At 64.2% G+C, this 19,813-nt stretch carries 17 protein-coding genes; 11 read left to right on the forward strand and 6 right to left on the reverse strand.

Translation table 11 applies throughout. The features are described from left to right. Window positions 1-338: 338 nt before the first annotated feature. Window positions 339-1,877, forward strand: coding sequence for a succinyl-CoA:acetate CoA-transferase ScpC (gene scpC, locus AC1RTQ_RS19750; protein ID WP_492878221.1), 1,539 nt, complete (start codon window positions 339-341; stop codon window positions 1,875-1,877). A gap of 129 nt (window positions 1,878-2,006) precedes the next feature. Here the strand turns inward: scpC and garD are convergent, their stop codons facing one another. From garD to AC1RTQ_RS19765, 3 genes are all read right to left on the reverse strand, one after another. Then, window positions 2,007-3,572, reverse strand: coding sequence for a galactarate dehydratase (garD, locus tag AC1RTQ_RS19755; RefSeq protein WP_492878223.1), 1,566 nt, complete (start codon window positions 3,570-3,572; stop codon window positions 2,007-2,009). Window positions 3,573-3,784: 212 nt separating this feature from the next. After that, a complete protein-coding gene (locus AC1RTQ_RS19760) occupies window positions 3,785-4,786 on the reverse strand; it encodes a Bug family tripartite tricarboxylate transporter substrate binding protein (RefSeq protein ID WP_492878225.1) in 1,002 nt (333 codons plus the stop codon). Window positions 4,787-4,903: 117 nt separating this feature from the next. Then, window positions 4,904-6,199, reverse strand: a complete 1,296-nt coding sequence (locus AC1RTQ_RS19765) for a glucarate dehydratase family protein (RefSeq protein WP_492878227.1) — start codon at window positions 6,197-6,199, stop codon at window positions 4,904-4,906. Window positions 6,200-6,342: 143 nt separating this feature from the next. On the opposite strand from AC1RTQ_RS19765, the gene AC1RTQ_RS19770 reads away from it, so the two are divergent. The 8 genes from AC1RTQ_RS19770 to AC1RTQ_RS19805 all read left to right on the forward strand — a co-directional run bounded on the left by AC1RTQ_RS19770 (window position 6,343) and on the right by AC1RTQ_RS19805 (window position 15,531). After that, window positions 6,343-7,098: a FadR/GntR family transcriptional regulator gene (locus tag AC1RTQ_RS19770; protein WP_302093162.1), complete on the forward strand. Its 756-nt coding sequence runs from the start codon at window positions 6,343-6,345 to the stop codon at window positions 7,096-7,098. 319 nt (window positions 7,099-7,417) lie between these two features. Next, window positions 7,418-8,395, forward strand: a complete 978-nt coding sequence (locus AC1RTQ_RS19775; RefSeq protein ID WP_492878229.1) for a Bug family tripartite tricarboxylate transporter substrate binding protein — start codon at window positions 7,418-7,420, stop codon at window positions 8,393-8,395. A 41-nt stretch (window positions 8,396-8,436) separates the two neighbouring features. Then, window positions 8,437-9,348: a 5-dehydro-4-deoxyglucarate dehydratase gene (gene kdgD / locus AC1RTQ_RS19780; protein WP_492878231.1), complete on the forward strand. Its 912-nt coding sequence runs from the start codon at window positions 8,437-8,439 to the stop codon at window positions 9,346-9,348. Window positions 9,349-9,404: 56 nt separating this feature from the next. Continuing rightward, window positions 9,405-10,364 carry a Bug family tripartite tricarboxylate transporter substrate binding protein gene (locus AC1RTQ_RS19785; RefSeq protein ID WP_492878233.1) on the forward strand — a complete coding sequence of 320 codons (960 nt, stop codon included), beginning with the start codon at window positions 9,405-9,407 and terminating at the stop codon, window positions 10,362-10,364. A 96-nt stretch (window positions 10,365-10,460) separates the two neighbouring features. Beyond that, window positions 10,461-11,426, forward strand: coding sequence for a Bug family tripartite tricarboxylate transporter substrate binding protein (locus AC1RTQ_RS19790; RefSeq protein ID WP_050872955.1), 966 nt, complete (start codon window positions 10,461-10,463; stop codon window positions 11,424-11,426). Window positions 11,427-11,518: 92 nt separating this feature from the next. Beyond that, complete coding sequence (locus AC1RTQ_RS19795) at window positions 11,519-12,484, forward strand: 2-hydroxyacid dehydrogenase (protein ID WP_492878236.1); 966 nt, start codon at window positions 11,519-11,521, stop codon at window positions 12,482-12,484. A 48-nt stretch (window positions 12,485-12,532) separates the two neighbouring features. Further along, on the forward strand, window positions 12,533-13,870 hold the full coding sequence (locus AC1RTQ_RS19800; RefSeq protein ID WP_492878238.1) for an enolase C-terminal domain-like protein: 1,338 nt from the start codon (window positions 12,533-12,535) through the stop codon (window positions 13,868-13,870). Between the two features lie 212 nt (window positions 13,871-14,082). Continuing rightward, window positions 14,083-15,531, forward strand: coding sequence for an aldehyde dehydrogenase family protein (locus tag AC1RTQ_RS19805; RefSeq protein ID WP_492878240.1), 1,449 nt, complete (start codon window positions 14,083-14,085; stop codon window positions 15,529-15,531). Window positions 15,532-15,767: 236 nt separating this feature from the next. Here the strand turns inward: AC1RTQ_RS19805 and AC1RTQ_RS19810 are convergent, their stop codons facing one another. Together AC1RTQ_RS19810 and AC1RTQ_RS19815 are read right to left on the reverse strand one after the other, a co-directional pair. After that, entirely contained in the window at window positions 15,768-16,463 is a 696-nt protein-coding gene (locus tag AC1RTQ_RS19810) for an LrgB family protein (RefSeq protein WP_003059524.1), read from the reverse strand. 3 nt (window positions 16,464-16,466) lie between these two features. Then, window positions 16,467-16,943, reverse strand: a complete 477-nt coding sequence (locus AC1RTQ_RS19815) for a CidA/LrgA family protein (RefSeq protein WP_492878243.1) — start codon at window positions 16,941-16,943, stop codon at window positions 16,467-16,469. A gap of 76 nt (window positions 16,944-17,019) precedes the next feature. Here AC1RTQ_RS19815 and AC1RTQ_RS19820 point away from each other — a divergent pair, with 76 nt between their 5' ends. Together AC1RTQ_RS19820 and AC1RTQ_RS19825 are read left to right on the forward strand one after the other, a co-directional pair. Beyond that, window positions 17,020-17,934, forward strand: coding sequence for a LysR family transcriptional regulator (locus AC1RTQ_RS19820; protein WP_492878245.1), 915 nt, complete (start codon window positions 17,020-17,022; stop codon window positions 17,932-17,934). A gap of 49 nt (window positions 17,935-17,983) precedes the next feature. Continuing rightward, window positions 17,984-18,655, forward strand: coding sequence for a pseudouridine synthase (locus AC1RTQ_RS19825; RefSeq protein ID WP_492878247.1), 672 nt, complete (start codon window positions 17,984-17,986; stop codon window positions 18,653-18,655). Here AC1RTQ_RS19825 and AC1RTQ_RS19830 read toward each other — a convergent pair. Continuing rightward, window positions 18,652-19,743: a hypothetical protein gene (locus tag AC1RTQ_RS19830; protein ID WP_492878249.1), complete on the reverse strand. Its 1,092-nt coding sequence runs from the start codon at window positions 19,741-19,743 to the stop codon at window positions 18,652-18,654. The two genes, AC1RTQ_RS19825 and AC1RTQ_RS19830, sit on opposite strands and share 4 nt — an antisense overlap. Window positions 19,744-19,813: the final 70 nt, after the last annotated feature.

The following is a 19,813-nucleotide window of genomic DNA, read 5'->3' on the forward strand; positions in this document are numbered from 1 at the left end:
GTGGTTTTGTCAGCCTATGTCTGCTGGCAGTGAGTACAGGCAAATATTTTGTAATTTCCGCCTGCATTCTGGCAACTCTGCCATGGTGGTTGATTTCAGCTGTTTCAAGTTTTCATCCTTTATCCGGTGAGCAATAGATGCTCACTTTTTTGAGCTATGAATTCAATTTCGTTGGCTTCTTTCAAGAAAGCGCATCGGGGTTTTCTCTAGTCAACTACGCTTGGCGACTCTCTGTGTGTCGTAGTTCAATCCGGGTTTGCACCAGTCAAAGTGCAACTCTTCAACTACAAAAAAATACCATCCCTCTTCAAGAAGGCTGGCAGGACGAGACACATTACATGCAGACTTCCTTTTCCACCGCATCTCCTGCAGATCGCGTGCTTTGCCCTGTCTTGCGCGAACGCATCATGACGGCTGACCAGGCCGCCGACCTGATTCAATCCGGCATGACACTGGGCATGAGCGGCTTCACACCCGCAGGCGCACCCAAGGCCGTGCCTCAGGCATTGGCACGCCGGATCGAAGCGCAGAACGCCAATGGCGGAAACTTCCGCATCAGTCTATGGACGGGAGCTTCGACCTCACCCGAACTCGATGGCGCACTGGCCAAGGTGCATGGCATCGAACGCCGTCTGCCCTACCAGTCGGACCCCACGGTGCGCAAGGAGATCAACGAGGGGCGCATGCAGTATGTGGACATCCATCTGTCCCATGTGGCGCAGCATGTGTGGTTCGGCTTCCTCGGTCATCTTGACGTGGCGGTGATCGAGGTGGCGGGTGTTTTGCCCGATGGTCGCCTGATTCCGTCGACCTCGGTGGGCAACAACAAGACCTGGCTGGAACAGGCCGACAAAGTCATTCTCGAAGTCAACAGCGCCCAGCCTGCCGAGCTCGAGGGCATGCACGACATTTACTACGGTGCGGCCGTGCCCCCAAAGCGCAAGCCCATACCCATGGAGCATCCGTTCGACCGCATTGGCGAGCCCTATCTGCATTGCGATCTGAGCAAGGTGATTGCCGTGGTGCCAACGGCCCAGCGTGACAGGCTAGCAGCGTTCACGGCACCCGATGAGGGCTCCATGCGCATTGCCGAGAACATCATCGATTTTTTGCAGCACGAGGTAAAAGTGGGCCGCCTGCCGCCCGAGTTGCTACCGCTGCAGTCGGGCGTTGGCAATATCGCCAACGCCGTGCTGGCGGGGCTGAACAACGGCCCGTTCGACCACCTGAACGCCTATACCGAGGTGCTGCAGGACGGCATGCTGGACATGCTGGAGTCGGGCAAGCTCGATACCGCATCGACCACCTCGCTGGCGCTGAGCCCGGCGGCCATGGAGCGCTTTCTGGCCAATATCGACTATTACCGCCAGCGCATCATGCTGCGCCCGCAGGAGATATCGAACCACCCCGAGCTGATCCGTCGCATGGGTTTGATTTCGATGAACGCGCTGATCGAGGCCGATATGTACGGCAACGTCAACAGCACGCATGTCATGGGCTCGTCCATCATGAACGGCATTGGCGGCAGCGGTGACTTTGCGCGCAATGCCTATCTGTCGATCTTCATGACACCTTCCACGGCCAAGGGCGGCAAGATCAGCTGCATCGTGCCCATGGTCTCCCATGTCGATCACACCGAGCATGATGTGCAGGTCATCGTGACCGAGCAGGGTCTGGCCGATCTGCGCGGCCTGGCGCCGGTGCAGCGCGCACGTCTGATCATCGAGAAATGCGTGCACCTCGACTACAAGGCGGCGATGAGCGACTATCTGGAGCGCGCGCTGCGCGATGCACCGGGCAAGCACACGCCACATTTGCTCGATCAGGCTTATGCCTGGCATCAGCGCTATCTGAAGACGGGCTCCATGCAGGCCTGAGGGCGCATGCGCCAACCAGAAACGCTGCCATATGGAAGCGTTTCTGGTGATTCTGTCTGTGCCCTGATGTTGGCTTTTCCAAGCACTCTGGATTCGAGAGCGTTCTCGAAGTGAGGGTGCCGTACGGATTCAGGTCACCGGAGCCGGGTTGAACAGCACCAGCGCGTTGTGCAACTGCCAATGCTCGGCCCAGGTCTTTTTGCGGCCGCTGGCGACATCGAGCATCAGCCTGAACATTTCCCAGCCGATGTCCTCGATCGTGGCCTCGCCGTCGGCAATGCGCCCGGCGTTGATATCCATCAGATCGTGCCAGCGGCGCGCGAGGTCGCTGCGCGTGGCCACCTTGATCACCGGCACCTGAGCCAGACCGTAAGGCGTGCCGCGGCCCGTGGTGAAGACATGCAGGTTCATGCCCGCTGCCAGCTGCAGTGTGCCGCAGATGAAGTCGCTGGCCGGCGTGGCCGCATAGACCAGGCCCTGGCTGATGTCGCGATCGGCCAGCCGCTGACCCGGCGACAGCACGCCGGTGATGGGGGCTGTGCCGCTCTTGATGATGGAGCCCATGGCCTTTTCGACAATGTTCGACAATCCGCCTTTTTTATTGCCGGGCGTGGTGTTGGCGCTGCGGTCCACCTTGCCCTTGTCCAGGTAGGCGTCGTACCAGGCCATTTCCTCGATCATGGCTTCGGCCACTTCGGGGCTTGCGGCGCGCGAGGTGAGCTGGTCGATGCCGTCGCGCACCTCGGTCACCTCGCTGAACATCACGGTGGCGCCCGCGCGTACCAGCAGGTCGGTGCAAAAGCCCACGGCCGGGTTGGCAGTGACGCCGCTGAAGGCGTCACTGCCCCCGCATTGCACGCCCACCACCAGGGCGCTGGCAGGCACGGTCTCGCGGCGGCGGGCGTCGAGGCGGCGCAGATGCTGCTCGGCCTGGCGCATGATGGAGTCGATCATGGACATAAAGCCCACATGGGCCTCGTCCTGCAGACAGACCACGTCCAGTTCGGGTTCACGCTCGTCGACGATGGGAAAGCTGCCCGGCGGCAGCAGGCGCTCGGGTTGCAGCTTTTCACAGCCCAGGCTGACCACCATGACCTCGCCGCCGAAGTTCGGGTTGCGACTGATATTGCGCAGCGTGCGCTGCGGTATCTCGGCTCCCACGGCATCGATGGCCACGCCGCAGCCGTAGCTGTGCTCCAGACCCACCACGTCGTCCACATGAGGGTAGCGGGGCAGCAGCTCGGACTTGATGCGGCGCACGGCAAAGTCGAGCACCCCGGCCACGCATTGCACCGTGGTGGTGATGGCCAGGATGTTGCGCGTGCCCACGGTGCCGTCCGCATTGCGGTAGCCCTCGAAGGTATAGCCTGCCAGCGGCTCCAGCGCGGGCGGCTTGACGGTGGCGATGGGCAGGCCCTCAAGCGAGCGAGCCTCGGGCATCTGCAGCAAGCGCTCGTGCACCCAACTGCCGGCGGCAATGGGCTTGAGCGCATAGCCGATGATCACGTTGTAGCGGCGCACCGCACCGCCCTCGGGAATGTCCACCAGCGCCACTTTGTGCGCCTGCGGTACCTTGTCGACCAGCACCATCCCCCCGGGCATCACCGTGCCCGCAGGCAACCCCCCGTCATTGGCCACGATGGCTACGTTGTCGGCCGGATGCATGCTGATGGAAAGCGGAAGTGGGGTACTCATGGCAATGTCTTTTCAGTTTCTTATCGCTGTCCGCTGGGCACAGCCCGCCCAAGCAAGCGGCACAGCCCACGCAACAGGCGCAGCCCAAGGCGATGGACACCGAGGAAGGGCCGCCCCGTACCGAGGGTGTCGTCCCCCTCCCTTGCGAAGCAAGTAGAGAGGCGCCGTGCAACGAGGGGGAAGCGGCGCAAGCCGCTCAGGGGGTGCTTTATTTACTCAGCCTTTATTCCAGCAGACTTGATCACCTTGGCCCACTTGCTCACCTCGGCCTTCTGATAATCGGCCAGTTCGACGGTGCTCATGTTCGACGGCAGCATGCCGAAGTTCTTGAGACGGGCCTGGACTTCGGGGGTGGCGACGATCTTCAGGATTTCGGCATGCAGGCGGTCCACGATGGGCTTGGGCGTGCCCGCAGGGGCGAAAACGGCCTGCCAGGAGCCCATGTCGAAACCCTTCTCGCCGGCTTCGGCAATCGTGGGTACATCGGGCAGCGATTCCAGGCGCTTGGAGCTGCTCACGGCGATGGGGCGCAGCTTGCCGGACTGGATGTGCGGGCCGACAACCAGGGCCGTGTCGAACATCATGTCCACCTGTCCTCCCATGACATCCTGCACGGCGGGGCCGCTGCCCTTGTAGGGCACATGGGTGAACTTCACGCCGCTCTGGTAGGCCAGCAGTTCCAGCGCCATGTGGTTGGAGGTGCCGTTGCCTGGGGAGGCCGAGGTCAGACCGCCCGACGAGGCCTTGGCCTTGCTGCCGGCCAGCACGTCGGCCAGAGTCTTGTAGGGGCTGGAGGCGGGCACCACCAGCACCAGAGGGCCGGAGCCGAGCATGGCGACGGGCGTGAAGGACTTGATCGGGTCGTAGTCCAGCTTGGAGTACAGGCTGACATTGATGGCGTGCGAGCTGATGGTGCCGCCCAGAATGGTGTAGCCGTCGGCCGGGGCGCGTGCCGCCAGCGCCGAGCCCACGCTGCCGCCGGCGCCGCCCTTGTTCTCGATGACCACGGGCGTGCCCAGGGCCTTGCTCAGCGGCTGTGCAATCACGCGTGCCAGGGTGTCGGTATTGCCGCCGGGGGGGAACGGCACCAGATAGGTGATGGGCTTGCCCGTGGGCCAGTTGCCTTGTGCCAGTGCGGGTGCGGCGACAAGGGATGCGCCCAGCAGCAGGGAGCTGGCGGCAAGGGTGGATTGAAGCAGGGTGCGGCGTTGCATGATGGTTGTCTCCGGTTGAAAAGCGTCTTTTTGCGCTGTGCAAAGGGGTGCGATCGAACCAGCTCGGCTTGGGCTGGATGTGGGCTCTGTTCGGTCTTCCTGTGCAGGGGCTGGAGTTCAGAAGCGCGGTTGCTTGCCGGTGAATTCCGGGTCGTATTTGCGCATCTGTCCAAGGTCGTCGCGGTTGCGGATGCCGCAATGCAGATAGTTGTCGTGCAGACGGGCCAGGGCTGCGCGGTCCAGGGTCACGCCCAGGCCGGGCGTGGTGGGCACGCGCAGGCTGCCCTGCTCGAACTGCAGGCGCCCGCCCTCGACGACTTCCTCGTCCTGCCACGGATAGTGGGTGTCGCAGGCATAGGTCAGCAGGGGCACGCTGGCGCACAGATGCGTCATGGCCACCAGGCTCACGCCCAGATGGGAGTTGCTGTGCATGGACAGGCCCAGGTCGAAGGTGCGGCACAGCGTGGACAGGCGCTGTGTGGCGCGCAGGCCGCCCCAGTAATGGTGGTCGCTGAGCACGATCTTCACGGGGCAGTCCATGTCGGCGTTGCGGCGGAACTCGGCAAAGTCCGTCACCACCATATTCGTGGCCAGGGGCACATCGCACTCGCGAGCCACGGCGGCCATGCCGTCCAGGCCTGGTGCCGGGTCCTCGTAGTACTCGAGCACGCCGCGCAACTGCTGCACGATCTTCAGGCTGGTCTCCACGGTCCAGTTGCCATTCGGGTCAATGCGCAGTGGTGTGCCGGGGAAAGCCTCGGCCAGCGCCAGGATGCCGGCAGCCTCCTGCTCGGGCGGCAGCGTGCCGGCCTTGAGCTTGATGCTCTGGAAGCCGTACTGGTCGATCATGCGCCGGGCCTGGGCCACAAGCTGCGTCGGCGTCAGGGCCTCGCCCCAGGCGTCGGGTGCATAGGGCTGACCCACATGTTCGGCGTACTTGTAGAACAGGTAGGCGGAGTAGGGCACGCGGTCGCGTGCGGGTCCGCCCAGCAGATCGACGATGGGTGCCCCGGCCATCTGGCCCTGCAAGTCCAGCATGGCGACTTCGAAGGCGCTGACCACCTTGGCCACGGTCTTGGAGACATGGGTGCCAGGTGCCAGCGAGACCTGCTGACCCAGAAATTCCGAGGCCGTGAGCTGGGGCGGAGTGACCAGGGCGGCGACGCGGGCTTCCATTTCATTGAGCGCCCAGGGCGAGAGCCCGACCAAGGCCGGTGCGGCCTTGGCCATCGCATCCAGCATGGGCTGGTCGCCATAGCTCTCGTTGATGCCGACCAGGCCGGAAGCGGTCTCGATCTCGATGATGGAGCGCAGCGCCCAGGGTTCGTGAATGCCGGCGGCGTTGAGCAGCGGCGGATCACGGAAGGCAATCGGCGTGATGCGGATGTGGCGGATCTGGTGAGAGGTGCTCATCTTGAGATGACTGATGCGGCGCAAGAGCTGCGGCCCGAAGTTGAAAGAGGGAGCTTGTGTGGTATGTTGTCGTACAACTGAAAGCCATTATCATCAGGCTTATGAGTACCCAGACATCGGAATTACCCCAATCAACCCCGTCTTTGCCGCTGACGGAGGGGTACGCCCTGCGCAGCAAAACCAGCAAGGGCAGCCGCAGTCTGGCGAATCTGTTGTCCGAGGAGTTCGAGCACAAGATCCGCCAGGGCCTGCTGCATGAGGGCGACAAGCTGCCCACCGAGTCCGAACTCGTGCGCAGCTACGACGTCAGCCGCACCGTGGTGCGCGAGGCGCTGTCCAAATTGCAGGCTGCCGGGCTGGTCGAGACTCGCCACGGCATAGGCACTTTCGTGCTGCCGGCGCGCCAGAGCGCAAGCCCCATGCTCAGCGCGCGCGAGCTCAGCGAGTCCGTCGACGTGCTGGCCGTGCTGGAGCTGCGCATCAGCCTGGAAACCGAGGCTGCAGGTCTGGCCGCCCAGCGCCGCAGCGAAGCCCATCTGCAGGTCATGAGCGAGGCCCTGCAGGAGTTCGAACATCATTTCGCCCTGGGGCACGACACTGTCGAGCACGATCTGGCCTTTCATCTGAGCATCGCGCAGGCCACGGGCAACCGGTATTTCCAGGACATCCTGCAGCACTTCGGCACGCTGCTGATTCCGCGCAATCGCATCTCCTCCATGCATACGCCGGCACGCGACCCCGACTATCTGCGTCGTGTGAACCGTGAGCACGAGGAGATCTATGCCGCCATTGCGCGCCAGGATGCCGATTCGGCCCGCGCCGCCATGCGCATCCATCTGACCAACTCGCGCGAGCGTCTGCGCCTGGCCCAGCGCCTGAGCCTGAGCGCAGAGTCCTGACCCTGAAACCCCGAGACCCCGAGACCCCGAGACCCTGGTCCGGGCGGGCGCTTGATGGAAGAGGCTGACCGCAGCGGCTGGCTGCCTGCGGCATGCGGCGGCCACTGTGTCTTCGCTGCGCCGAACACTTGGAAAAGCTTAAAAGTGATAGCTTGAAGAGAGCTTTGGCATTGGTTTTGAAGCCAATTTCATAGATTGAATAGGCGCAAGCCAAAGCCTGGGGGCGGCCGCGACCCGTGCTTACCCTTAGAAGAAATGTCTTGGCGTTCAAAAATACCTAGTTGTATGATGACTGACCACAACAAGGAGACATTTCACCATGGTCCGACGCTCGCACTTTCTGCGCTCTCTGCTGGCCCTGGCGGCCGGCGGTTTGCTGTCGTCCACATTGCTGGCTGCCGATGCCTGGCCGAGCAAGCCCATTCGTCTGGTGGTTCCCTATCCTCCCGGCGGCAGCTCCGACATCATTGCGCGCTCCATCGGGCAGTTGATCTCACAGGAGCTCAAGCAGACCGTGGTGATCGACAACAAGCCCGGTGCCAATGGCAATCTGGGCGCTGAATTCGTCGCACGTGCACCGGCCGATGGCTATACCTGGCTGCTGTGCGATCTCGGTGCACTGGCCATCTCTCCCTCGATCTATACCAAGCTCAGCTTCGACCCTTCCAAGGCGCTGCGCGGTGCGGCCATGCTGGCTTATTCGCCTCATATGCTGGTGGTACATCCCTCCGTTCAGGCCAGCAATCTCAAGGAGCTGGTGGAGCTGTCCAAGAAGCAGGACCTGAACTTTGCCGTCACCGCATCGGGCAGTGCCCCCCATCTGGCTGGCGTGGAGCTGGCCCGCATCACCGGCGCCAAATGGGTGTACGTGCCCTACAAGGGCGGCGTGCAGTCGGTGCAGGACACGGTGGCAGGCCAGACCCAGGTGCTGATGAACGGCATGCTGGCCACCTATCCGCATGTGCAAAGCGGCAAGCTCAAGCTGCTTGGCATTTCCAAGAACACCCGCATGCCATTGATTGCCGATGTGCCGACGTTGGCAGAGCAGGGCGCACAGGGTTTCGCCTCGGGCACCTGGCAGGGCGTGGTGCTGCCCTCCAAGACGCCTGAAGCCGTGGTGCAGCGCGTGAACCAGGTGCTGCTCGCTGCCATCCGCTCCACCGAGGTCCGGTCTCGCCTGACCGGCCAGGGGGCCGAGGTCGTCACGATGACGCCCGCCGAAACCGACAAATTCTTCAATGCCGAGCGCGCGCGCTGGCGCGCCGTGGTGCAAGCCGCCCAACTGCAGCTGGATTGAGCTGCCAGATCTTTTTTGCTCCCTCTATTCAAGGATTACCAATGACACCCCAATACCTTAAAGACGTGATGAGCTCCGGCCTGTTGTCCTTCCCCGTGACGGACTTCGACGCCCAGGGCAATTTCAATGCCAAGGGTTATGCCGCGCGCCTTGAATGGCTGGCTCCCTATGGCGCCAGCGCCCTGTTCGCCGCCGGTGGAACGGGCGAATACTTCTCGCTGTATGGCGAGGAGTACGGCCAGATCATCAAGACCGCCGTGGATACCTGCCGCGGCAAGGTGCCCATCATCGCCGGCGCCGGCGGCCCCACCCGCACCGCCATTGCCCATGCGCAAGAGGCCGAACGACTGGGCGCCCACGGCATTTTGCTGATGCCTCATTACCTGACCGAAGCCGGTCAGGAAGGACTGATCGCCCATGTGGAGCAGGTCTGCAAGAGCGTGAAGTTCGGCGTCATCGTCTACAACCGCGACCGCTCACGCTTCACGCCCGAATCCCTGGCCATCCTGGCCGAGCGTTGCCCCAATCTGGTGGGCTTCAAGGACGGCCTGGGCAATATCGAGACCATGTCCTCCATCTTCATGAAGATGGGTGACCGTTTTGCCTACCTGGGTGGCCTGCCCACGGCCGAGGTCTATGCGGCCGCCTACAAGGCTCTGGGAACGCCCGTGTACTCCTCTGCCGTCTTCAACTTCATCCCCAGGACGGCGATGCAGTTCTACGAGGCCGTGCGCATCGATGACCAGGCCACGCAGCACAAGCTGCTCAAGGAATTCTTCATGCCCTATCTGAAGATCCGCAACCGCGTCGAAGGCTATGGCGTGAGCATCATCAAGGCCGGTGCCAAGCTGGTCGGCCACGATGCCGGTCCCGTGCGCGCGCCTCTGACCGACCTCAAGCCCGCCGAGATGGAGGAGCTCAAGGCCCTGATCGACAAGCTCGGCCCCCAGTAAGACCCGATGCAGGGGTCAGATCAAGAACCGGGCCCCGCGTCTTCAGGAGACAAAGCATGAAGAAAATACTGATCACGCTGGGCGCCACCCTGGCTCTGGCCGCCCAGGCGGCCGGCAACTTTCCCGACAAGCCCGTCAACATCATCGTGCCGTTCCCGGCCGGTGGCTCCACCGACACCGTGGCGCGTGCCCTGGCCCTGAGCATGGGCGAGCAACTGGGCAAGCCCTTTGTCGTGGAAAACCGCCCTGGTGCTACGGGCACCATCGGAGCGGGAGCCGTCAAGCGTGCAGCGGCCGATGGCTATACCTTGCTGGTGGCCTCGCTGGGCCCTTTCGTGGTGACCCCTCATATGGTCAGGAACGTGCCCTATGACGCCGGCAAGGATTTCGACTACATCACTGTTCCCGTGCAGGCGCCCAATGTGCTCGTTGCCAGCCCGACGCAAAAGGCCCGCAGCGTGAGCGAGGTGATTGCCGCGCTCAAGGCCAATCCCGGCAAGATCAGTTTTGCCAGCTCCGGCAATGGTTCCTCGGATCATCTTTCGGCCGAGCTGTTCTGGCAGCAAACGGGTACCGAAGCCGTGCATGTGCCTTACAAGGGCGGAGCACCGGCGATCACCGATCTGCTGGGCGGTCAGGTGGATTTCTCCTTCCAGAACGTCAACGCCGTGCTGTCCCATCTGCGCAGCGGCAAGCTGCGTGCCATTGCTGTGACCGGTAGCCAGCGTTCACCTGTGCTGCCCGATGTGCCCACACTGGCCGAGGCCGGTGTCAAAGGGGCCGAGGTCTATTCGTGGCAAGGCATGGCAGCTCCCAAGGGCCTGCCGGCCGATGTCAAGGCCAGACTGGCCAAGGCCGCCATTGCCGCCGTGCAGCAGCCCGATGTCCGCAAGCGCTTTGTGGAGCAGGGGCTGGAAATCGTGGGCAACACGCCCGAGGAATTCACGCGCTTTCAGGCCCAGGAGAACGAGCGCTGGAAGCGACTGATCGAGACCCGCAAGATCACCGCCGACTGACGTCGATCCGCCGCCGGCGGGCGCTCTGTGCCTGCCGGCTTTTCCTGCCGCAAACCGCGGCCCATGCACCCACAAAACCGATAACGGAGACAAGGCATGCGACACCCTTCCCGCCGATTGCTGCTCACACTGGTCCTGGCCGGACTGTCCTGCGCCGCCAGCGCACAACAGTCCGGCAAACCCCTGACCCTGGTCGTTCCTTTCGCGCCCGGTGGCGGCAGCGACACCAGTGCCCGCCTGCTCAGCCAGGCCCTTGCCAGCCGCCTGGGGCAGACCGTGGTCATCGAGAACAAGCCCGGCGCTGCGGGGGTGATCGGTGCCGACCAGGTGGCCAGAGCGCCGGCCGACGGCAATACCATTTTGCTGGGCAATATCGGCACCCAGTCCATCAACCCCATCCTCTACAAGAAGCTGCCCTACGACGCCAAGACGGCTTTCGCTCCCGTCAGCCTGGTTGCCGAGCTGCCCCAGGTGCTGCTGGTGCATCCCGGCGTGCAGGCCAAGGATGTGGCCGGCCTGATTGCCCTGCTCAAGGCCCAGCCCGGCAAGTTCAGCTACAGCACCTCGGGACCTGGCGGCTCCATGCACCTGGCCGGCGAGATGTTCAAGAGCGCCACCCAGACCGATATCCAGCATGTGGCCTACCGAGGTGGCGGGCCGGCCATCGTGGACCTGTTGTCCGGCCATGTGCAGATCACCTTTGCCACCGTGCTCGAAAGCCTGGGTCACATCAAGGCTGGCAAGCTGCGCGCTCTGGCCGTGACCGGCGACAAGCGCGTGCCGGCTCTGCCCGATGTGCCCACGGTGGCCGAGACCGTACCCGGCTTCAAGTCCATCTCCTGGGTGGGCGTGTTGGCTCCGGCCAAGACGCCTCAGGCCACCATCGACCGCCTGGCAGCGGCCATCCGCGATACCGTGGCTCAGCCCGACATCGCCCAGCGGCTCAACGAACAGGGCGCCGTCGCCAGGACCAGCACACCCCGGCAGTTCGCCGCGCTGATCGAGTCCGACTACACGACCTACGCCCAGCTCATCGCCGAAAAGGGGATCAAGGCCGAATAAGCTTTAAGCCGCCCTGGCGGCCCGCACAAGCGGGCCGTTTTCTCCCTGGGGGCTGCGGCCTCCACCATTGACCAAAGCAAGGAATTCCCGGCATGGCGACCACCCGACCACGCGTTCTTCAATACGGCAAGATGCCGCTGACCCAGCTGGATGCCGAACTGGCCCAGGCCTATGAGGTGAGCATCCTCTCCGAGCAGCCCGATCCCGAGCGCTTTCTTGCCGAGCATGGCGGCCAGTTCGAATACGCGGTCACCTCGGCCGCCATGGGCCTGCCGGCGCGCGTGGTCGACGCCTTGCCCAACCTCAAGTTCGTGAGCAGCTTTGGCGTGGGTTTTGACGCCCTCGACAAGGACGCCCTGCTGCGCCGTGGCGCACGTGTGGGCTACACGCCAGGCGTGCTCGACGATTGTGTGGCAGACCTGGCTTTTGCCCTGCTGCTGGACGCCACGCGTGGCCTCAGCGAATCCGACCGCTTCGTGCGCCGTGGCGACTGGAGTCAGAGCCGCTTCGGCATCCGCACGCGCGCCAGCGGCAAGCGCCTGGGCATCTTCGGCATGGGCCGCATCGGCAGCTCCGTGGCGCGCCGGGCCTCTGGCTTCGATATGGAAGTCGCCTACTACAACCGCCGCCCCGTCGAAGGCTCTCCCCACCAGTACCTTCCCTCGCTGCTGGAGCTGGCACGCTGGGCCGACATCCTGGTCGTCACTGCCGCCGGCGGTGACGGCACACGTCACCTGGTGAATGCCGAGGTGCTGGCTGCCCTGGGCTCTCAGGGCTTTTTGGTCAATGTGGCACGTGGCAGCGTGGTCGACGAAGCCGCCCTGGCCGATGCCCTGGAGAGCAAGCGCATCGCCGGTGCGGGCCTGGACGTGTTCGAGGACGAGCCCCGCCCCCTGCCGGCCCTGCTGGCCCTGGACAACGTGGTGCTGGCCCCCCACATCGCCAGCGGCACGCATGAAACCCGCCGCGCCATGGCCGACCTGGTGCTGCACAACCTGCAGCAGTTCATCGCCACGGGCCGGCCTGCGGCTGAAGTGCCTTGGTCTGCTGCGCAGTGATCACCCTGTGATCCCCTTTTTCCTCCGCGTCTGTTGAAGATCCTTCCTATGTCCACTACCCCGACCATCACCGCCATCGAAGTCATTCCCGTCGCCGGCCGCGACGGCATGCTCATGAACCTCAGTGGTGCCCATGCGCCCTATTTCACCCGCAACATCGTGCTGGTGCACGACAGCGCGGGCCACACGGGGGTGGGCGAGGTGCCGGGCGGCGAAGGCATTCGCCAGGCGCTGGAGGACAGCAAGCAGGTGTTGATCGGCCGCTCCATCGGCCAGCATCTGCAACTGCTGCAAGAGGTGCAGAAATCCCTCGAAGGCCGCGACACCGGTGGCCGTGGCCTGCAGACCTTTGATCTGCGCATCGGCGTGCACGCCGTGACTGCTATCGAATCCGCCCTGCTGGACCTGATGGGCCAGCACCTGGGCGTGCCCGTGGCCGCCCTGCTGGGCGAAGGCCAGCAGCGCGAGCGCGTGGAAATGCTGGGCTACCTGTTCTTCGTGGGCCCCAGTGACCAGACCGGCATGGACTACGTCAAGGCCGGCGAGGACAAGCTGGGCACGGACGACTGGACCCAGGTGCGCCACATGACGGCCATGACGCCCGAGACCATCGTGCGCCAGGCCGAAGCCGCCTACGCGCGCTACGGTTTCAACGACTTCAAGCTCAAGGGGGGCGTGCTGGCCGGCGAGCAGGAGGTCGAGGCCGTCACTGCGCTTGCCAAGCGCTTCCCTGACGCCCGCGTCACCCTGGACCCCAACGGCGGCTGGCTGCTCAAGGACGCCATACGCCTGATGCGTGACATGCGTGGTGTGCTGGCCTATGCCGAAGACCCATGCGGTGCCGAAGGCGGCTTCTCGGGCCGCGAAGTCATGGCTGAATTCCGCCGCGCCACCGGCCTGCCCACGGCCACCAACATGGTTGCCACCGACTGGCGCCAGATGGTGCACGCCCTGTCGCTGCAGTCCGTGGACATCCCGCTGGCCGACCCGCATTTCTGGACCATGGCCGGCTCTGTGCGCGTGGGCCAGACCTGCCGCGATTGGGGCCTGACCTGGGGATCGCACTCCAACAACCACTTTGACATCTCGCTGGCCATGTTCACCCACGTGGCTGCCGCCGTGCCCGGCAAGGTCACGGCCATCGACACGCACTGGATCTGGCAGGACGGCCAGTACCTCACGCAACAACCCCTGCAGATCAAGGGAGGCTTCGTCGAAGTGCCAAAGACTCCCGGCCTGGGCGTGACCGTGGACCGTGCCGCGCTGCAGCGCGCCAACGCCCTGTACATGGAGCACGGCCTGGGCGCGCGTGACGACGCCATTGCCATGCAGCACCTGATCCCCGGCTGGAAGTTCGACAACAAGCGCCCTTGCATGGTGAGGTAACGCTCCCCCTGAGGCGCTACGCGCCTTCCCCCTCTCTCGCTGCGCGAGGGAGGGGGGCATACGGGCAGCCGGCGACACCCTCGGTGCGGGGCTGCCCTTCCTCGGTGTCCCTGGCCTGAGCCACGCCGGTGACAAGCGCCATCCCCTGACTGCCACGCCACTGCGCTTCTCACACTGCCGCCGATCCCCCTATTTTTCTTACGGAGTACCCCATGTCCCGCTACGACAACCTCATCAACGGCCAATGGACGGCCGCCATCACCTACAGCACCAACACCAACCCCAGCGATCTGTCCGATGTGATCGGCGAGTACGCCCAGGGCGGTGCATCCGACGTGCAGGCCGCCGTGGCCGCCGCCGCTGCTGCGTTCCCGTCCTGGTCCACCTCGGGCATCCAGGCGCGCTCCGACGCCCTGGACAAGATAGGCACGGAGATCCTGGCGCGCAAGGCCGAGCTCGGCGAGCTGCTGGCCCGCGAAGAAGGCAAGACCCTGCCCGAAGCCATTGGCGAAGTCGGCCGCGCGGGCCAGATCTTCAAGTTCTTTGCCGGCGAATGCCTGCGCCTCACGGGCGAGACCGTGCCCTCGGTGCGCCCCGGCATCGGTGTGGAGATCACGCGCGAGCCGATGGGCGTGGTCGGCCTGATCACTCCCTGGAACTTCCCCATCGCCATCCCGGCCTGGAAGATCGCACCGGCCCTGGCCTTTGGCAACTGCGTGGTGCTCAAACCCGCCGATCTGGTGCCCGGCAGCGCCTGGGCGCTGGCCGACATCATCCACCGCTCGGGCCTCCCCGCCGGCGTCTTCAACCTGGTCATGGGCCCGGGCCGCATCATCGGCGAGGCCCTGGTCAACCACGCCGATGTGGCGGCCATCAGCTTCACGGGCTCGGTGGGCGTGGGCCGCGGCATCGCGGCAGCCTGCGTGGCTTCGGGCAAGAAGGTGCAGCTGGAAATGGGCGGCAAGAACCCCCAGATCGTGCTGGACGACGCCGACCTGGAGCAGGCCGTAGAGCTGTCGGCGCAAAGCGGCTTCTACTCCACGGGCCAGCGCTGCACGGCATCGAGCCGCCTCATCGTCACTGACAAGATCTACCCGGCCTTCATCGAAGCCCTGCAGGCGCGCATGGCGCGCATCAAGGTGGGCGATGCACGCGCTGCGGGCACCGACATGGGCCCCGTGGTCAGCCAGGCCCAGCTGGAGCAGGACCTGAGCTACGTGGAAATCGCCAAGGCCGAAGGCGCGCGCCTGGCGGCTGGCGGTGCCCGCGTCGCCTGCCACACGGGCAGCGGCAAGCAGGGCTTTTACATGGCCCCCACGCTGTTTGTGGACACCGAAGCGGGGATGCGCATCAACAGCGAGGAAGTCTTCGGCCCCGTGGCCAGCGTGATCCGCGTCAAGGACTACGAAGAGGCCCTGGCCGTGTCCAACGACACGCCGTTTGGCCTGTCGGCCGGCATTGCCACCACCAGCCTCAAGTACGCCACGCACTTCAAGCGCCACAGCCAGGCCGGCATGGTCATGGTCAACCTGCCCACGGCGGGGGTGGACTACCACGTGCCGTTTGGCGGACGCAAGGGATCGAGCTACGGCCCGCGCGAGCAGGGCCGCTATGCCCAGGAGTTCTACACCACGGTGAAGACGGCCTATACGCTGGCGTGATAAAGAAGCCACCGGCCCCCAGCTTTAGCGGCTGACGCGGGGTTGCAGGTGGCTTTTTTATTTTTAAGATCGCCCCAATGAAGGTTTTCTCTCGCCCGATTCATCGGGGTGCCGCTCAAGATCCGCGGTGGCGACGTCGCGCCGCTGCGCCCGATTGTCATTCCGGCGCGCTGAGGGCCGCGCTTCAGGCAGTGCTTGCCGGAGCCAGTCCCTGAGCGTAGGTAGCGCAGGGCCGGTCAGAAAAACAGTGTCCGCACCCAGGGCGCGGCCAGCACGTTCACGGCACCGGCAATCATCATCACCAGCGATGCCATCACGGCCTGCACCTCGCCGGCCTGGCGCGCCCGGGCCACGCCGCTGCCATGGGCAGCTCCACCCCAGCTGGCGCCCGTGGCCAGCTTGCTGCGGATGCGGGGCAGCACACGCAGCACGGTCTCGCCCAGCAGCATGGCACTGACGCCGGTCAGCAGAACGAACAGAGCCGCCAGATCGGTGGGGCCGCCCAGCACTTTCTCGGCCTCGATTGCAAACGGTGTCGTGATGCTGCGCACGGCCAGGCCTTTTTGCAGCGCCTCGGACAGGCCGAACATATCGGCAAACGCAATGGTGGTGGAGATGGAGACCAGGCTGGCCACGACCACGCCGGTGGCTATCGACATCCAGTGCTTGCGCAGCAGCTTGCGGTTCTCGTACAGCGGCAGCGCAAATGCCACCGTCGTGGGGCCCAGCAGCCAGACCAGCCAGTGGGTCTGGGCGATGTACTGCGGGTAGCTGACATGGGTCAGCAGCGACAGACCGATCAGCACCATGGGGGTGGCGACTATGGGCATCAGCAACGGGTGGGGATGCTTGCGATACAGGCGCTTGTTGACCCAGTAACAGGCCACGGTGGCCAGCAGCGACAGCAGGCCGATGACTTCATTTGACAGCATGGCTCACTCCTCACCCAGGGCAGAGGCATCGCGGCTGGACTTGCGCTGTGCAAGCCACAACTCGAAGCGATAGACACGATCGACAGCCAGTGCGGTCACGGCCATCACGCAGGCTGTGCTGGCCACGATGACGGCCAGGATGCGCAAGCCCTGGTGGCGAATCAGGTCGGGGTATTCGGTGACCACCAGCATGGCCGGCACGAAGAACAGCAGCATCTCGGCCAGCAGCCAGTTGGTGCCGCTTTGCAGCCAGCGTGCTTTGACCAGGCCCGAAAAAAGGCCCACGGCCAGCAGGCCGAAGCCGATCAGGCCGGCCGGCATGCTCCAGCCGAAATGCTGGCGCAGCACATCCATGGCAATCCAGATGGCGCTGAGCAGGCACACTTGCAACGCGGCCCTGAGCAGCTGCCAGAGTGTCCGGGCAAAAGAATGGCTGCCGCCCTGAGCGCGAGGGGCGACAGCTTCCGTAATCTGTGACATGGGTGAATTCTAGGGTTTTCACCTATATTCATAAAATGACTTATTTTCATTTTTTCCATGCGTAAAAGGAATTGTCATGGACTTGCGCGCCCTGCGCTATTTCATTGAGGTGGTGCGCCAGAACGGATTCACCCGTGCGGCCGAAACCCTGCATGTGACCCAGCCCACCATCAGCAAGATGGTCAAGGCGCTGGAAGATGAATTCGGTGGCCGTTTGCTGTTGCGCGAGGGGCGGGGCGTGCAGCTCACCGATGCCGGCCAGGTGGTCTATGACCGCGGACTGGAGATTCTTGAACAGGCCCAGCTGCTGCGCCGGCAGGTGGCCGAGGTGGATCACATCACGCGTGGCGAGCTGTCCCTGGGCATCATGCCCACCACGGGCCATTACATGGCGCCGGTGATCGCGCTGTTCCAGCAGCGCTATCCGGGTGTGAACCTGCAGGTCAACGAGCAGGGCGCGCGTGCCCAGTACCAGCTGATCCAGGAAGGCAAACTGGATATGGCGCTGGGCCTGTTCGCCGCTCCCGATCCGGCGCTGGAGCGCTACACCGTGGCGCGCCAGAAGACGCGCGTGGTGCTGCCTGCCCAGCAGGTGTCTGACCCCGGCCAACCCATGCGCTGGAGCGATCTGCGCGACCTGCCGTTTGTGCTCTACACCTCGGACTTTGCGCTGCACGAGCATGTGCTGCAGCAATGCGAGGCTGCGGGCTTCACACCACAGGTCAAGCTGCAGACGCGCTACTGGGACTTCATAGGCCATCTGGTCGCGGCCCAGGTGGGCGTGGCCGTGATGTTCGAGCATGTCATCGCCCGCTATGACCCGCAGCGCGTGGCCAGCCGCCCGCTGGTGGAGCCCGAGATCCCCTGGGATGTGGCGCTGATGTGGCGGCCCGGCTATCTGTCGCGTGCGGCCCAGGCCTGGCTCAACTGTGTGCGTGAGGTGTATCCGCAGCCGCTCCTCGGTGCTGCGTTCCCGGATTTTCAAAACTGATAGCTGTTTTCCTATGTCCAGTAAGCGATGCAAGACATTCTGATGCTTGATGTCAGCCCTGGCCTTTGTTGCTAAGCTCGCCGCCATGCCCCGTCCGTTCTCTTCCAATCGCTCCAGCAACCTGCGCCGCAGCACTGCGGTGCGCCAGCCCGCGCCCCGGCCCGAGGTCACGCGTCTGCTGTGCTTTCACAAGCCCTATGGAGTGCTCAGCCAGTTCACGCCCGAGGGCAAGTGGCAGGGCCTCAAGGACTGGATCGATGTGCCCGATGTCTATGTGGCGGGCCGGCTCGATGCCGACAGCGAAGGCCTGCTGCTGCTGACCAATGACGGCCAGTTGCAGGCCCGCATTGCCGACCCGCGCCACAAGATGGAGAAGACCTACTGGGTGCAGGTCGAAGGCATGCCTGACGAAGCCGCACTGCAGCGCCTGCGCGAGGGCGTGGAGCTGAGCGACGGCAAGACCCTTCCCGCCAGGGCCCGCCTGATAGAGCCCCAGCCCAGCATGTGGCCGCGCAACCCGCCGATCCGCGTGCGCCAGAACATTCCCGATTGCTGGATCGAGCTCGTCATCCGCGAGGGCAGGAACCGCCAGGTGCGCCGCATGACGGCCGCCGTCGGTCACCCCACGCTGCGGCTGGTGCGCATGGCCGTGGGGCCCTATTCGATTGAAGGGCTGGAGCCCGGCCAATGGCTGGATGTGTTGCCGCTCAGCGGTTCTTAGCGCAAAGCATCGAGCCGCTGCAGCTCATCTTCATCTTCCGGCAAGGCCGCTGCCTGCCAGCGTGGCAGAGCCGGCCAGGGGCGAAAGTGACTCCAGCCCACCTGCACCTCCTGCAGATTGCCCCGCAGCAATGGAAGCGCGGTCGTCAGCTCGGATTGGCGAGTCCGCACGCATTCGCGCAGCGATTGCATGGCTTGCTGGCCACGCCCGAAAAAGCGCTGTCTGCCCAACCAATCGGGGGACGGCTGGCATTGGGCATAGGCCAGTGGCAGGCTGCTGGCCTCTCCTTCCACCACAGAAATCAGGGCCTGCAGATGCATGTTGAGCTGCTCCTGCGGCATCAGACCTGCCAGTTGCAACTCCAGCGCATCCTCATGAAAACGATAGCGTGCGGGCAGGGCGGCACTCAGGGTATAGCTGCTGCCGCTGCGCGAGCGGGCACGGTGACTCAGGATGCGGCTGCCTTGGTCCAGCATCGGGCGGACCAACTGCAACAAGGCCTGCTGGTGCTCGGCATCGTTGTGCTTCAGGGGGATGCGCAGCCGCGTGCTGTCATAGCCGCGCCATTGCTCGCGCCAGGCCATCCAGCCGGCGGTATTGGGTGCAAAGAAGATCAGCACGACGATGGTGAACATGGGCGCCAGCCACGAAGCCATTGACCAGATGGCTTTGATATTGGCGGCCTCTTGGGGCGACTCGCCCATGCTGACGAGATTGCCAATCAGCCGGATCAATGTTCCCAGGGCCACCCAGAATGCGATTCCGACGCCCAGCGAGAGCTGCTCGGGAGAGAACATGCGCTCAGGCAGATGGATCAGCGTCGTCAGCATGGCAGCGCAACCCAGCCAGACGATGAGGGCAGACAGCACATGGAAGGAGGCTGGAGGCTGCGACAGCTCCTGCTGTACATCCGGGGTGGAGTCTTGCTCCTGCGCTTGGGTCAGCTGCCTACGTCGCCAAAAGCTGAGCGGCAGCCAGAGCAGCCCACTGGTGGCCAAGCCCGCCAGCATGGAGATCAGCACGGCCGAGAACGCCCAGAGCATCAGCAGTCCCATCAACAACATCAGCACGACTGCCACTGCGCTCATTTTTTCGATCTTCCTATTGAATTGATAGCTGGCAGCGGTTGCTACGGCAAGGCTAGGCCTTGTTTTTACC

The organism is Comamonas sp. GW821-FHT11H03, from assembly GCF_058807955.1.

Coding starts and splice junctions, on each gene's coding strand:
- scpC (WP_492878221.1), top strand. CDS start 339: ATGCAGACTTCCTTTTCCACCGCATCTCCTGCAGATCGCGTGCTTTGC.
- garD (WP_492878223.1), bottom strand. CDS start 3,572: ATGAGTACCCCACTTCCGCTTTCCATCAGCATGCATCCGGCCGACAAC.
- AC1RTQ_RS19760 (WP_492878225.1), bottom strand. CDS start 4,786: ATGCAACGCCGCACCCTGCTTCAATCCACCCTTGCCGCCAGCTCCCTG.
- AC1RTQ_RS19765 (WP_492878227.1), bottom strand. CDS start 6,199: ATGAGCACCTCTCACCAGATCCGCCACATCCGCATCACGCCGATTGCC.
- AC1RTQ_RS19775 (WP_492878229.1), top strand. CDS start 7,418: ATGGTCCGACGCTCGCACTTTCTGCGCTCTCTGCTGGCCCTGGCGGCC.
- kdgD (WP_492878231.1), top strand. CDS start 8,437: ATGACACCCCAATACCTTAAAGACGTGATGAGCTCCGGCCTGTTGTCC.
- AC1RTQ_RS19785 (WP_492878233.1), top strand. CDS start 9,405: ATGAAGAAAATACTGATCACGCTGGGCGCCACCCTGGCTCTGGCCGCC.
- AC1RTQ_RS19790 (WP_050872955.1), top strand. CDS start 10,461: ATGCGACACCCTTCCCGCCGATTGCTGCTCACACTGGTCCTGGCCGGA.
- AC1RTQ_RS19795 (WP_492878236.1), top strand. CDS start 11,519: ATGGCGACCACCCGACCACGCGTTCTTCAATACGGCAAGATGCCGCTG.
- AC1RTQ_RS19800 (WP_492878238.1), top strand. CDS start 12,533: ATGTCCACTACCCCGACCATCACCGCCATCGAAGTCATTCCCGTCGCC.
- AC1RTQ_RS19805 (WP_492878240.1), top strand. CDS start 14,083: ATGTCCCGCTACGACAACCTCATCAACGGCCAATGGACGGCCGCCATC.
- AC1RTQ_RS19810 (WP_003059524.1), bottom strand. CDS start 16,463: ATGCTGTCAAATGAAGTCATCGGCCTGCTGTCGCTGCTGGCCACCGTG.
- AC1RTQ_RS19815 (WP_492878243.1), bottom strand. CDS start 16,943: ATGTCACAGATTACGGAAGCTGTCGCCCCTCGCGCTCAGGGCGGCAGC.
- AC1RTQ_RS19820 (WP_492878245.1), top strand. CDS start 17,020: ATGGACTTGCGCGCCCTGCGCTATTTCATTGAGGTGGTGCGCCAGAAC.
- AC1RTQ_RS19825 (WP_492878247.1), top strand. CDS start 17,984: ATGTCAGCCCTGGCCTTTGTTGCTAAGCTCGCCGCCATGCCCCGTCCG.
- AC1RTQ_RS19830 (WP_492878249.1), bottom strand. CDS start 19,743: ATGAGCGCAGTGGCAGTCGTGCTGATGTTGTTGATGGGACTGCTGATG.